The organism is Microcoleus sp. D3_18a_C4 (assembly GCF_036702415.1).
Lineage (GTDB): Bacteria > Cyanobacteriota > Cyanobacteriia > Cyanobacteriales > Microcoleaceae > Microcoleus.
On the sequence record NZ_JAUBTI010000009.1, the window covers coordinates 1 to 13862 of the forward strand.

General features: G+C 47.4%; 13 protein-coding genes. 8 read left to right on the plus strand and 5 right to left on the minus strand.

What is annotated here, in order from left to right:
* Positions 1-182 precede the first annotated feature (182 nt).
* The 6 genes from atzF (at position 183) to QUB16_RS06935 (ending at position 7187) form a co-directional block, all read left to right on the plus strand.
* Complete coding sequence (atzF, locus tag QUB16_RS06910; protein WP_333315086.1) at positions 183-1997, plus strand: allophanate hydrolase; 1815 nt, start codon at positions 183-185, stop codon at positions 1995-1997.
* A gap of 40 nt (positions 1998-2037) precedes the next feature.
* Positions 2038-2808 (plus strand): calcium-binding protein, encoded by a 771-nt coding sequence (locus tag QUB16_RS06915; RefSeq protein ID WP_333315087.1) that lies wholly within the window; start codon positions 2038-2040, stop codon positions 2806-2808.
* Between the two features lie 293 nt (positions 2809-3101).
* Positions 3102-4028, plus strand: a complete 927-nt coding sequence (truB, locus tag QUB16_RS06920) for a tRNA pseudouridine(55) synthase TruB (RefSeq protein WP_333315089.1) — start codon at positions 3102-3104, stop codon at positions 4026-4028.
* 149 nt (positions 4029-4177) lie between these two features.
* The gene (yidD, locus tag QUB16_RS06925) at positions 4178-4408 is read left to right on the plus strand and encodes a membrane protein insertion efficiency factor YidD (RefSeq protein WP_333315091.1); all 231 of its coding nucleotides are present in this window, start codon (positions 4178-4180) and stop codon (positions 4406-4408) included.
* Positions 4409-4624: 216 nt separating this feature from the next.
* Positions 4625-5839 (plus strand): response regulator, encoded by a 1215-nt coding sequence (locus QUB16_RS06930; protein ID WP_333315092.1) that lies wholly within the window; start codon positions 4625-4627, stop codon positions 5837-5839.
* A 361-nt stretch (positions 5840-6200) separates the two neighbouring features.
* Positions 6201-7187: a glycosyltransferase gene (locus QUB16_RS06935; RefSeq protein ID WP_333315094.1), complete on the plus strand. Its 987-nt coding sequence runs from the start codon at positions 6201-6203 to the stop codon at positions 7185-7187.
* 136 nt (positions 7188-7323) lie between these two features.
* On the opposite strand, the gene QUB16_RS06940 is transcribed toward QUB16_RS06935, so the two are convergent.
* The 3 genes from QUB16_RS06940 to QUB16_RS06950 form a co-directional block, all read right to left on the minus strand.
* The gene (locus tag QUB16_RS06940) at positions 7324-7896 is read right to left on the minus strand and encodes a Uma2 family endonuclease (RefSeq protein WP_333288921.1); all 573 of its coding nucleotides are present in this window, start codon (positions 7894-7896) and stop codon (positions 7324-7326) included.
* An 8-nt stretch (positions 7897-7904) separates the two neighbouring features.
* Complete coding sequence (locus tag QUB16_RS06945) at positions 7905-8234, minus strand: iron-sulfur cluster assembly accessory protein (protein ID WP_333070615.1); 330 nt, start codon at positions 8232-8234, stop codon at positions 7905-7907.
* A 144-nt stretch (positions 8235-8378) separates the two neighbouring features.
* Positions 8379-8798, minus strand: coding sequence for a phosphomannose isomerase type II C-terminal cupin domain (locus tag QUB16_RS06950; protein ID WP_190693399.1), 420 nt, complete (start codon positions 8796-8798; stop codon positions 8379-8381).
* A gap of 694 nt (positions 8799-9492) precedes the next feature.
* Between QUB16_RS06950 and QUB16_RS06955 the strand changes: the two genes are divergently transcribed.
* On the plus strand, positions 9493-10614 hold the full coding sequence (locus QUB16_RS06955) for a hypothetical protein (RefSeq protein ID WP_333315096.1): 1122 nt from the start codon (positions 9493-9495) through the stop codon (positions 10612-10614).
* Between the two features lie 233 nt (positions 10615-10847).
* On the opposite strand, the gene QUB16_RS06960 is transcribed toward QUB16_RS06955, so the two are convergent.
* A complete protein-coding gene (locus tag QUB16_RS06960; protein WP_333315097.1) occupies positions 10848-11081 on the minus strand; it encodes a hypothetical protein in 234 nt (77 codons plus the stop codon).
* 278 nt (positions 11082-11359) lie between these two features.
* Between QUB16_RS06960 and hemH the strand changes: the two genes are divergently transcribed.
* Positions 11360-12523, plus strand: a complete 1164-nt coding sequence (gene hemH, locus QUB16_RS06965; RefSeq protein ID WP_333315099.1) for a ferrochelatase — start codon at positions 11360-11362, stop codon at positions 12521-12523.
* A 347-nt stretch (positions 12524-12870) separates the two neighbouring features.
* Here the strand turns inward: hemH and QUB16_RS06970 are convergent, their stop codons facing one another.
* Complete coding sequence (locus tag QUB16_RS06970; RefSeq protein WP_333315100.1) at positions 12871-13482, minus strand: DUF4126 domain-containing protein; 612 nt, start codon at positions 13480-13482, stop codon at positions 12871-12873.
* Positions 13483-13862: the final 380 nt, after the last annotated feature.

Consider the following 13862-nt stretch of genomic DNA (forward strand, 5'->3'; position numbering starts at 1 on the left):
GGTATTTTAAAGTCCCAAAAGCCTTTCGACCCCAATTATTTACTCGCTACCCCTTGACAGATCAAGACAGTATCTACAAAATTTAACATCATACAAGTCCGAATCTCTCCAGAAATGATATGAAGTCAAATCTTCAATCTAAAATCTAAAATCTAAAATCTAAAATCGACTGACCGTGCATTATGGAAAAATTTAACTACAGCAACAGTCTCGACATTCATTCGCTGCTCGATCGCTACCGCACAGGCTCGATCGCGCCCGCAGATGCGATCGCCAGCGTGTACGATCGGATCGAACGCTATGCAGATCCGGCAGTATGGATTTATTTAGCACCGCAGGCAGAAACCCTCGAACGCGCCAAAGCCTTGGAAAACCTAGATCCGCAACAATTGCCACTCTACGGAATACCTTTTGCGATCAAAGATAATCTCGATTGGGCGGGCGTTCCGACTACGGCGGGATGTCCTGCGTTTGCTAGCACTCCAGCGCGATCGTCCGCAGTCGTAGAGCGTTTGTGCGCGGCAGGTGCGATCGCGATCGGCAAAACAAACATGGATCAATTTGCCACAGGATTAGTGGGAACCCGCACGCCCTATGGAGTTTGTCGCAATCCCTTCGATCGGCGCTACATCCCTGGCGGATCGAGTTCCGGTTCCGCAGCAGCAGTCTCCGCCGGATTGGTGAGTTTTGCTCTGGGTACCGATACCGCAGGATCGGGGAGGGTTCCCGCTGCTTTTACCAACATTGTCGGGCTGAAGCCAAGTTGCGGATCGATCGGCACTCGCGGGCTGCTGCCGGCGGTGCGATCGCTCGATTGCGTTTCTGTGTTCGCTCTCACCTGTGCGGATGCGGCCTCCGTGCTGCAAGTAGCCAGCGGTTTTGACGCTGAGGATGCGTTTTCTCGTCGCCATGAAACCAAAGTTTTGCCGGATTTATCCAGGTTACGGGTGGGAGTTCCCGGAGACGGCGAACTCGAATTTTTCGGGAATGCAGAAGCCGAACAGCGCTACAGAGAGGCGATCGTGCGCTTGCAATCATTGGGCTGCACGATCGCACCTATTGACTTCAAACCCTTTGCGGATGCTGCCGAACTGCTTTACGGCGGGCCTTGGGTAGCAGAAAGGTTGGCCGCGATCGGCGATTTCCTCGACGCGCACCCAGATGCGATCGATCCGATCGTCTACCAAATTATCAGCGGCGGCAAACGCTACGATGCCGTCGCTGCTTACCGCGCGTCGTACCGATTGGCAGAACTCCGCAAGCTTGCTGAAATTCAGTGGCAGTCAATGGATGTGTTAGCGGTGCCGACGACAGGTACGATTTATACTGTCGCAGAAGTTGCAGCCGAGCCGATCGCGCTCAACACCAATCTCGGCCGCTACACGAACTTTGCGAATTTGCTCGATTTGTGCGCGATCGCAGTTCCCAGCGGCTTTCAAAGCAGCGGATTGCCCGCAGGATTGACACTGATGGCTCCTGCGTGGCACGATCTATCGCTCTGCCGCCTGGGCTCTGCTTTCCACGCTAGCTTGGGGGGAACTTTGGGCGCAACCGGTCTGCCGCTGCCAACCGTCCCGGAACCCGCCAGCGCCGCCAAATCTTCCTCAGAAGAACGAGTCAAAATAGCCGTGGTTGGCGCTCATTTGAGCGGTGAGCCGCTGAATTATCAACTAATCGAGCTCGGAGGTATTTTGGTTCGCGCCTGCCGTACCAGCCCGATTTACAAGCTGTACGCTTTGACGGGTACTGCTCTGGGCAAGCCGGGATTGGTGCGTCAGATAGAGGGCGGTAGCGCGATCGAGGTGGAAGTTTGGGAGTTGTCGATCGCGGCTTTCGGCGGATTTGTCGCTAAAATTCCCTCGCCCTTGGGAATTGGTACGCTGGTGTTGGAGGACGGTTCCACGGTGCAGGGCTTTTTGTGCGAACCTTATGCTGTGGCGGATGCGATCGATATTTCTCATCTCGGCGGTTGGCGAGCTTATAACTTCCGCTTTTAAGTTAAGTTAGAATGGCAAATTTCTACCCATCTTCAGAATCATGCCACCAGCAGTGCCAATTCGACCAATTCCCGTCACAACCCCAACCCCCAGCGGCGGTACCAGTCCCGGAGGGGCACCTGGCGGTACCAGTCCCGGAGGGGCACCTGGCGGCACTCGCGGCACCAGCGGCCCCGACTCCCTCAGAGGTACTGCGGGGGCTAACTTGATATTTGGTTTGGGTGGCCCTGACAGCATTTTGGGCTTAGCCGCCGACGATTCCCTCTACGGCGGCGACGGCGATGACTCACTGCTGGGCGACGTTGGCAATGATTTGCTGTTCGGCGGTGCAGGCCGCGACAGCGTTTTGGGCGGCGCCGGCGGCGATACTTTCTACGGCGGCAAAGGTTCTGACTCAATGCTGGGCGACGAGGGTAATGATTTGCTGTTTGGCAACCAAGACACCGATACTTTGTTGGGAGGCGCGGGCGATGACTCGCTTTTTGGGGGTGCCGGCGATGACTCGCTGTTTGGTGGCATCGGCAATGACTGTTTATCGGGCGATCGCGGCCGAGATACTTTAACTGGTGGCGCCGGGAATGATACTTTTGCGATCGGGCGTTTGGCAGACGGGGATGTGATTACAGATTTTACTGATGGTACGGATCAAATTCGCTTGGCTGCCGGCCTTACTTTTGCCGAACTCACCATTTCCGCTGGGGCCGGAACTTCGCCGAGTACAATTATTCAGCTTACAAACACCAAGGAAACTCTCGCTACTTTATTCGGAGTTTCCCGCGCTTCTATCACTCAGGCGGACTTTATTTTTTAATTGGGAATTGTTGACGGTTGACTGTTGACGGTTGACGGTTGACTGTTGACTGTTGACTGTTGACTGTTGACTGATACAAAATCCGGGTTGGCTAACCATTTTATGAGACTCGGTGCTTGAAACCGCTTTTGACCTCAAACTACACAAACGAAGTCTGCCTTCGCAGACTAAGATAGAGAAAGTTATTTAAGCAGGATTTGGTATGACAAATAACCAATAATAAATAACAAATAACAACTGACTAATGACTACTGACTACTGACTCATCACTACTGACTACTGACTACTGACTAATGACTACTGACGGTTTTCTCAATCTCAACAAACCTGCGGGCATGACATCTCACGACTGCGTGGGGCGAGTGCGCCGGCTATTGAAACTCAAGCGAGTCGGACACGGAGGAACCCTCGATCCTGCTGTGACTGGCGTTTTGCCGATCGCCCTGGGCAAAGCAACCAGACTGCTGCAATTTCTCCAACACAATAAAGCTTACCGAGGCACGATTCGATTTGGCTTAACTACTGCTACTGACGATTTAGAAGGAGAAATTATCCATTCTCGACCGGTGCGGGAGTTGAGTTTGGAAAAAGTGCAAGCTGCACTCCCAAAATTCCTAGGAAAAATCGAGCAATTTCCGCCGAGTTTTAGTGCGGTTCAGGTGGGAGGAAAACGCCTTTATGAGTTAGCTAGGAAAGGCGAAACTGTGGAAGTTGCTGCTAGAAATGTTGAGGTTTTTCGGCTGGAAATCTTGGATTGGCGGCCGGGGGATTTTCCTGAATTGGATTTGTCGATCGCCTGCGGGGCGGGTACTTACATTCGGGCGATCGCACGGGATTTGGGCGCTATGTTGAATGCAGGCGGTACTTTGGCTTGTTTGACTCGCACCGAAAGTAGCGGTTTCTCGATCGAGGAAAGTCTCAGTTTTGAAGAATTGGAACTGCAATTGCAGGAGAATAAATTCTGCCCGATTTTGCCATCGGCGGTTTTGGGACATTTAGGGGCGATCGTCCTTTCCCCTGAATATACCAAACGCTGGTTTCAAGGACAGCGCCTCCCGATTCCCGAAACGCCGATCGGATCGGAGGAGGAAAGTAGCAACCCAATACCCCAACCTCCCTATCCCTTGCAGGTTTACGATCGAGACGGTAATTTTTTAGGTATCGGTCAAGTAGCGAACTCAGAGACAAGTACCATATTATCTCCTCAAATTGTGCTTTAAGTATCTAAAATAAAAATGAAAATAGGTATAATTGGTACAGGAAAAGTTGGCGGAACTCTAACCGCTGGGAATCCCCTAGATTCACCTAGCTTACAGCGGTACCGGACGAGATTGGCCTATTAATCTAATCAATCGCTGAGGTAAAAGTTGTGAAAATATTGCTGCTAGGATTAATCCGAGGCTACAAAATGGGGATTTCTCCTTACCTGCCTAACGCCTGTAGGTTTCAACCAACTTGTTCGCAATACGCGATCGAAGCAATAGAAAGATTTGGGCCGGCCCGCGGCAGCTCGTTGGCAGTTAAGCGGATTTTGCGATGTCATCCTTTTCATCCAGGGGGTTACGATCCAGTACCTCCCACAGAGAGCGAGGGCGATTAGTTATTAGTCAAAAATAGTATTTTAGTTATTAGTTAATAGTGCAAATAGGCGTTGCATCCTCATGGCTAAAACTACCGAGGGGAATCACTCCCTACGAAGGTTAAATTCGCACAATTAGTGGTGTTTTTTAACCCAAATTCAGTAATATTACTGTTATCTTTCAAAACTCAGCAGCTCTATAATGGTACAAACAGAGTACAGGGGATGCGAGTTGATATGTCTGCTACCGCAATCGGATACAAAATGTTGTCCCATACTCTGGCTGTACTCAGCCAGAAACAAGCAACGGGGAAACTGGTGTTAGAGCAAGGGGAACAACAGTGGCAACTTTACTTTTTTCGGGGTAGTTTGGTTTATGGCACAGGAGGAGCGCACAGAGCGAGGCGCTGGTACAGGGCGATCGGGCAACACTGTCGAAACTTTCAAGTGGATCTCAGAGACCTCGATGCTGGAGAACTGTGGGAATATCAACTGCTTCAGCGAGGGATAGCAGCCAGCGAAATGAGTCTGGAACAAGCTAGGGCGATCGTCCACACCAGCCTTTCGGAAGTGTTATTTGCTCTGATCGGTCAATCGGGTTTGCGCCGGGAGTGGCGTCCGTCCCAGAAATATTTTTCTACAATTACCTCTTCTTTGCTGCTGTCTTTAACAGAAGTAGAGAAAGTTCTGTGTTGTACAGAAGAAATTTGGCAGAAGTGGAAAGCAATGGGTTTGTGGCTGGTAGATCCAGAACAAGCACCGCTTTTAAAAGCGTCGGCCCATTTACAGGAAAATCGATTTAGTTCTAATTCTTTGATCGCATTAGCTAACGTATTCAACGGCGAGAATACTCTTTGGGATATTGCATTTAAGAAAAAGCAGTGCGTGACAGTGGCAACTCGCGCTTTAGTTAATTACATCAAGCAGGGTTTAGTAAATTTCCGAACAGTCCCAGACTTGCCGTCGCCTATAGAACAGTGGCGCCTTGCCGCGGCGATCGCAGGGCCGGGTCGCCCTTTGATTGCTTGTATCGATGACAGTCCCACAGTATGCGAATTTTTAGAGCAAATTTTATTGCCGGCGGGGTATCGAGTCCTAAAAATTCAAGACCCCATGCAGGGAGTGGGCATCATCTCCAAACAGAAGCCTGCTTTAATTTTTATGGACGTGGTGATGCCGAAGACAAGTGGCTTTGCTTTGTGCAATTTTTTGCGAAAAACATCGGCTTTTCGGGAAACTCCGATCGTGTTTTTGACCGGTCAAGACAGTATAATTGACCGCACGCGAGCGAAATTGACAGGTGCTTCCGATTTTTTGAGCAAGCCGCCCAATCCCGAACAGGTTTTACAAATAGCTGACAAGTATTTGAAGGTAAAAGGCGATCGCCACCCTTCAGCAATTCGCCCCCAAGATTTACTCCATTCACGACAACTTACCCTGGCCAATTCTTGAACCCAAATTATGCTGATAAACCGTCATTTATCGGGTGTGTGAGCCTCCGGGGCACCCGATAAGTATTGTAAAATAAAGACGCCACCGGATTTTACCAATAAATCTTCTAGGGGCTGTTGCATGGTTTTTCTTGATTTCCAAGCCCTGATTTCCGTAAACTTGCCCAGCGCCTATTGATTCTAATACCAGTTGCAACCAGTTCAAAAAAAGACTGCAACTGTAGGCAACTTCCAAGCCAGACGCTCATCAGTCATTTCCAGTTTTTTAATCTAAAATCTAAAATCTAAAATCTAAAATCTAAAATCTAAAATCTAAAATCTAAAATCTAAAATGGTATAATCCCTAAAACTTGATATTAATTATGAGCGATCGCACCCCGCAGGTGAGCGTAGTAATTCCGGCTTACAACTGTGCTGCTTACGTCGGCCAAGCCGTAGATAGCGTTCTGCACCAAACCTATGCTAACTGGGAAATTATTGTCGTAGACGACGGCTCCCGCGACGATACCAAGTTAGTTTTAGAGAAATATGGCGATCGAATTCGCTACATTTACCAACAAAATCAAGGAGTTTCGATCGCCAGAAATCACGGCATCGAGCTAGCGCGAGGAGAATTTATCGCCTTTCTCGATGCTGACGACTACTTTTTTCCCGACAAATTAGCAGCACAAATGGCTGTATTTGCAGCGAAACCACATCTAGGAATCGTCCACAGCGGTTGGCGTCTAGTTAATAGTATAGGCGAACCGCTAAAAGATGTCAAACCCTGGCAAAATGTTCCTAAATTAGACTTAGAAATGTGGCTGCGGTGGAAACCCGTGTTACCCAGCGCGATGGTATTTCGCCGTCAGTGGTTAGAGCGCGCCGGCGGATTTGATCCTCGATTTCCCCCGGCGGAAGATACAGATTTAGTGCTGCGTTTAGCCTTAATGGGATGCGAAGCAGAGTGGTTGCAACAAGTAACTGTTTGCTACCGCCAGCACGAACAAAGCGCCATGTACAAAGGTTTACCCCAGGCTAAATCCCTCGCCGCAGTGATGGACAATTTTTTTGCCCGCCCCGAGTTGCCGGATAAAATACGTTTGTTGGAAAAGCACATCAAGTACAGTACCTTAGTTTGGATTGCTTGGTATTTGTACCGCACCGGTCATTCTGTTGAGATGATAGAGTTTTTGCAGCGTTCTTGGAATTATACGCCTTATTTGCCTGTGGAAACAGTAATTAATTGGGCGGAAGCTTTCGCCGAGTTTTCCCAGGATGCGGGAAATGAATTCGATGCAGATTTATTAGCTCAATCTCCAGAGTGGCAGCAGTTAATGCAGTGGACTATTCTCGGTACACCAGCTTGATTGAAAGCTTTTCCATTGCACTGATATCGTTTACGGTTGCATAGGAATTATTTAACCGCAGAGAGCGCAGAGGACACAGAGGAAGAGAAGAGAGGCTTTTCGCATTTCTGGCTATGTAAAACCTGCATAAACTTTATTAGGCTTCAGTTTGAGTTTCTGCTTCAGTAAAAATTGGCGGCCACAGTTCAGCAATTGGCAATTCCCAACCAGGGAAAAGTTCGGGGACAGTCAAAATATCTTGATTTCCTAACACAATTGGTTCACCTTCCTGACGATAAACTGTTACAGTTTCTTCATCTGGATCGATCAAAATTCCTACTTGCGCTCCGAGTTCTAGGAAATTATGAATCTTTTTTTCTAGCGGTTTAATGCGATCGCTCTGTGATTTAATTTCTACTACCAAGTCGGGGACTAATTCTCCAAAATAACGGGGACTTTGCCTGAGACGTGCGGCTCGGACAAAAGAAACATCAGGTGCTGTAAGGTTAGCATCAGGTAAAATAAAGCCGCCTGCGGAGTCAAAAACTCGACCCAAACGGCGGGGATTCACCCAAACGAAGAGAAAGGCACTCAAGCGAATGCCAATTTCACTAGATACAATGTCTGACGGGCCCACAATGATAATCTTCCCGCTTTCTAGTTCAACTTGATAGTCTTGACCGGCTTCTTTGAAGGTTTTTTGGACTTTTTCTAAGTCTTTGAGTGTCATCATATTGATTATTCCTTAGCCGAAAAGGAGTTGCCGCAGCTACAGCTTTGGGCGGCATTGGGATTGTGAAATCGGAAACCTCCGCCCATCAAGTCTTCTGAATAATCCAAGGTCAGCTCATTGAGATATTTTAAGTGCTGGGGGTCGATCGCAACGGAAATTCCCTCCGACTCGCACACAGCGTCTTCTGGGGCTGGCGCATCGTCAAATGCCATTGTATAAGACAAACCGGAGCAGCCACTCGATTCCACGCCCAGACGAAATAAAGCATTGGGGTTCGGATGCTTCGACTTGAGGCGCGTTACTTCTGTTGCTGCTGTTTTGCTCAGATGAATCATTATGAGTAATTGGTAACTTGTAATTGGTAATTTGGAAGTAATGTTGAGTTTTGAAAATGTAGAGTGCGCCTAGCCTTGCACCTTACCCGGAGAATGTAGGGTGCGCCGCAGCGCACCTTACCCCTATATCTTTAGCAACTTGAGTTACTTAGCCTTTTCATTACGAGCATAATCGTCTTGAAAGCGGATAATATCATCTTCTCCGAGATATTCGCCATTCTGCACCTCAATTAAAACCAGGGGGATAACTCCCGGATTTTCCAGGCGGTGAGAAGTGCACTGAGGAACGTAGGTAGACTGATTGGTAAACAGAACTTGTTCAGTTTCGCCACAAGTAACTTTTGCAGTACCAGAAACCACAATCCAGTGTTCGCTGCGGTGGTGGTGCATTTGCAGGCTGAGGCGGTGTCCCGACTTAACTTCGATCCGCTTAATTTTATATCCTGGGCCTTCTTCTAGAGTCGTAAATGAGCCCCAAGGCCGCAATTCTGTAGCGGCTATTCCGTTGGGTGCAGCAGGTGCGTGCAGGGTAGATACTTGAGAAATTTCTTGAATCTGAACCATGATTTTCACTCCTTGAGGATTGCTTGCGGAATCCTGTGGTAAACGACGTTGTTTTTTGAGATTAACTAATCTATAGTTAAAACCGAAGCCCACCTGCGGGGACTGGTTAGCCGACTGTAGAGTTTTGCAAGAGTTGTGCTCAGCCCGATCGACCTGCCTTAACAACCATAGCAAAACCAACATAGCTGTTGTCACCCAGTATTGGCTCGATCGCCCCAATCTACATCAAATCTTCATAGAAAGGGGGCTGGTTCTTGAATATTGATTAAAGTTGACAGTACCGGCGGCTTTGACATCTAACTGCCGATCGCAATTATCGATTTTAGCTGATATCTCCCACCATTGTCAGTAACAGGCTTTTCGGCCTGTTCCACAAAATATAAATTTTATTGTGGAACAGGCCGAAAAGCCTGTTCCCAAACAAGTAATTGAGAATGGTGCAACATATGAGTTTTAGCCAATCAGGGCAAAAGGTCGATCGGTCTTTTGCCCTTGTTTTGAGTATTTTAGCTTAGGGAGGGGGCGGAGGTTGGGCGATACCCTACCGCAACGGGCCCGCAGGCGCGTTGGGGATAGCTTCCCTCGCGCAGACATTTCAATTGCCGACAACCCAAGAGAATCTATTAAGATATATAAGACTTGTGCAAATCTTGCCAGTTCAAGGGCGCAAGTCATGACTCTACTGGAGCTTCTCATGTTAGCCGAGCTAATCTCAGCCAGACGAATACTCAAGACCAAACTCCTCGACTTCTTAGGACTTCCCGAAAATTGCCAAGACCAAACCGATCATCTCGTCAACCGAATTGTATCCCTGCTGGAAGCAAATCCAGCCGAACAAGAAAGATTTTGGGAGACATTCAAAAGTGAATTAGCCGTCGATCCCGTTGAATTAGAAACAATACTCAAGTGTTCGCCAGCAGAACGCCAGCAGTGGATTGAACAAGACAAACTCCCTATTTTAGAATACCGCTCTTTCCGCAAATCAGGAATCCATCTAGAATATCCCGTTCACGACAGAAGATTCATCTTAAGTCTAACGCCAACCGATATTAATAATTGGCGCAAAGAACCCAAAGGGCTGATTAAAAATAATCACCAAATACCCACCCCAATCAATACAGAAAAGCCTGAAGAAAACGAACAATCACGGGTAGCTTTTAGTTCAGCTTGGGAAAAAATAATTGCCGACTGGAAAGAACAAGGTTCGGCGGAAATTTCAGCAACCTTCCAGCTAGCTTATTGGACTGTTTGGGCGTCGCGCTGGGCCAAAGAAAATCAGCTCAACAGCTTTAAAGCAATTAAATATAAGGAAGTCTACGAAACTCACCAGCAGGAATGGTATCAGCGAAAAAATCAAGCAGTCAAGTTACTGATTGAAATGCCCTACGCCATGCTTTACTTCTACCGTCCGGCGGATTCTGACAAATTATATCTCGAACTGTGCGACGATCACCAGGAAATGATGAAAGATGGCTACTTTTGGGATAAGTGGGATTTTTTCTATCAGAACCGCAAACTTGTAAATAAGTGCCGCGAATGCGTGTACTCCGAAACCAAAGATTATTACTCGCTTTACTATCTCGAAATCAAGAGCGACAAGTTTCCCGATTTTAGTTTTTCTTTCCACACGCCGTACCCAATCGGCAGAAAATTTTTGCCGCATCCAGAAACGCTGCCTTATGTAGACCACGTAGAACAGGACGGCATTTTTCGCTTTGGCCGCCCGCTGCTGGAACAAGAGAAAGCTATTCACACAGAAAAGGATGTATTGCTCAAGTTTGAGGCGGCTTTGGCAGAAGCGAAAAAGTTTGTTTAGTCATTAGTCATTAGTCATTAGTCATTAGTCATTAGTCATTAGTCATGAAGAATTAGCGATGAGTAGACATTCTTGATTTTAAAAGTAAGAAGTCAGCCGTTATTAGTCACTAATTGGCGGGTTCCTTACTAATGACTAATGACTGCTGACTAATGACTAATAACTGCTGACTAATGACTTTTGAACTTGGATTACTTGAATGCTGCCGCCCGCATAAAGTTTTGGTGGTGGAGTTACTTCAGAATTGTACGATCGCAATCCACCTCTGCCAACAAACTCCCCAAGTCAGTTTCCGTCTCAAAAAACCACAAAAATACAGCCAACCCTGGCCTAAATACCGGATTTGTAGGCCGATGAATATCTACCAAAATGAATAGACCACCGGGATCGATCGCGCGGTATACTTGCTGAAAGATTTGTCGCAAGGGCGCCCGTTGCATTTCGTGCATCACAACGCTGCTGTGCACTCCTGTCAAACTGACAGTCGGCAAAATCTTCTAAATAATAATTGGCTGATGGTACATTTTTCGTGGGCCGTTGTGACCGAAACGAGGATGGCCGCCTACGCTCAAAGCAGCCAGAGGTGCGATCGCAATCCTAGAGACACTGATACCGATAACTTAAATCTCTAAAAATTGTTGCTATAGTCAAAATTATGTATACCTTGCTATCGACTTAAGATATTATTAAATTATATGATAAAGATAAGTAACAGAACTGAGACGATGGGAGAGCTGTAACCGCTATGGGTCGTGTGGGAGTATTGCTATTAAACTTGGGCGGGCCAGATCAAATCGAGGATGTCCGTCCTTTCCTGTTCAACTTGTTTGCTGACCCGGAAATCATTCGCATTCCGTTTCCGTGGATGCAAAAACCGCTCGCCTGGTTGATTTCGACCCTGCGCTTTCAAAAATCCCAGGAAAACTACCGCCAAATCGGTGGCGGCTCTCCTTTGCGGCGAATTACCGAGGAACAAGCCCTAGCCCTGCAAGAACGATTGCAGTCCAAGGGACAAGATGCTCGAGTATACGTGGGGATGCGCTACTGGCATCCTTTTACCGAAGAGGCGATCGCCAAAATTAAGCGCGATCGCATCGAACATTTGACAATTTTGCCGCTGTATCCTCAATTTTCCATCAGCACCAGCGGTTCTAGCTTCCGGCAGCTAGAAGAAATGTGGGGCAAAGATCCTGCCCTCAAGGATATACAATATACCGCGATTCCTTCTTGGTATCAGCGGCCTGGTTACATTCAGGCAATGTCGGAATTGATAGCCCAACAACTAGACCACAATCCGAATCCCGATCGCGTGCACATCTTTTTCAGCGCCCACGGCGTCCCCCTCAGCTATGTAGAAGAGGCGGGAGACCCCTATCAGCGCGAGATTGAAGATTGCACTCGGCTGATTATGGAACATTTGGATCGATCGAACGAACACACTCTAGCTTATCAAAGTCGGGTTGGCCCGGTGGAATGGCTCAAGCCTTACACCGAAGACGCCATTACCGAATTGGCAGAAAATGGAGTCCAAGATTTGTTGGTAGTTCCGATTAGTTTCGTTTCCGAACACATCGAGACTCTGCAAGAAATTGACATGGAGTATCGAGAATTAGCAGAAGAATCGGGGATTAAAAATTTCTACCGAGTGCCCGCACTGAATACTCATCCGGTGTTTATTGAAGCCTTGGCTGATTTAGTCATCGAGTCGATCGAATCTCCCAGCGTTAAATTCTCCGATGTTATACGCCCTTCCAAGAAAGTGAAAATGTACCCTCAAGAGCAGTGGGAGTGGGGTTTGACCACGGGGGCGGAAGTCTGGAACGGTCGTGTGGCGATGATTGGTTTTGTGGCACTATTGCTGGAGTTAATTACGGGTCAGGGCCCGCTACACTCGATCGGATTGCTTTAAACTCAAATGTTGCACCATTCTCAATAAGCTTTTTATGAACAGGCTTTTCGGCCTGTTCCACAAAGAGTGAATTTTCTTGTGGAACAGGCCGAAAAGCCTGTTAAGCGAGAATGGTGCAATATCTCAGTTTAAATTGACAGTTGACAGTTGACAGTTGACAATTGACTGTTGACTGTTGACCGTTGTTACAAATGCCTGATGATATCAAATCCGTTGCGATCGGAATTATTCATCTCTCTCTTCTCTTCCTCAGCGCCCTCAGCGCCCTCTGCGGTTAAATCATTCCGAAACAACCGTAAACGATATGACTAATCACCAATAACTAATCACCAATAACTAATCACTAATTAATCAGGATCGCGCTTGCGACGGCGGGGATTTCCCCTATCGCCCGGTATTCCCTGACTTCTGTACCAGCGATACCACTCTTTAGAACTGCGGATTGCCAGCCACAGCAGGATCATAGCCACTAATCCTCCCTGCCGCGGGGCGTCAAAGGCAAACAAAACCAAGGAAATGCACAGAACATCTTGGAGGAAAATCACCCAAATCGGCAAACCCTGCAGCCGGTAAAACCATCCTGCTTGTACCAGTTGCAGCACTAAAGCCAACAAACCTCCGACAATACCAATTATCCAAAGCATCCAAGGGTGAGCAATAATTTCCTCGATCGAACTTACCTGAGCGATCGCAATTCCCATAATTGCTCCTACAATGGGACTGAAAATAATTTGCACAATTTGCAGTACCCGCTGTCCCACAAAGGTTTTAGAAGCAAATAACTCTAACAGCGACCAACTCACCAAGATGGTGATAGCCACTTGGGGGGGAACCCCCGACAATAGAGGTATTTCCGACCAAAGTTTGTCAATCCGCAACAAACCAATTAACAGCAGGGGCAGGGCAATTCTCATACCCCCTGCCGCAGACGCAGAGAGTGCGGCTAGGAGTCCAACCATAATAATAATTCAGTTTCTAACGTCAGCTAAAGCCTCGATCTATTTCAGAATTTAATTCCCCTGATGGCTGCCAGTGATTTGAGCGATCGAACTCAAATTGCTGCTTGAGCTTAAATATCACCCTCTATTGTAAGTGTATCTGCTTAATAGCTGCTTGGCACTGCTCGAAAAGTCGATCGACACAAGGCAGTTTGTGAACAGTTGACCGTTGACAGTTGACAGAATTCAACCTGGATTGTGATTAAATTAAAATGTATAGGAAAACCAGTAGCTCAGCCGAGATACTTAAAATTAAGATGTCAGCTATTCTTCCTTCTTCCCTCTGACTTCAAAATCTGACGGACACTAAATAATTAATCCGTGTATCCGTGTCAAAATCC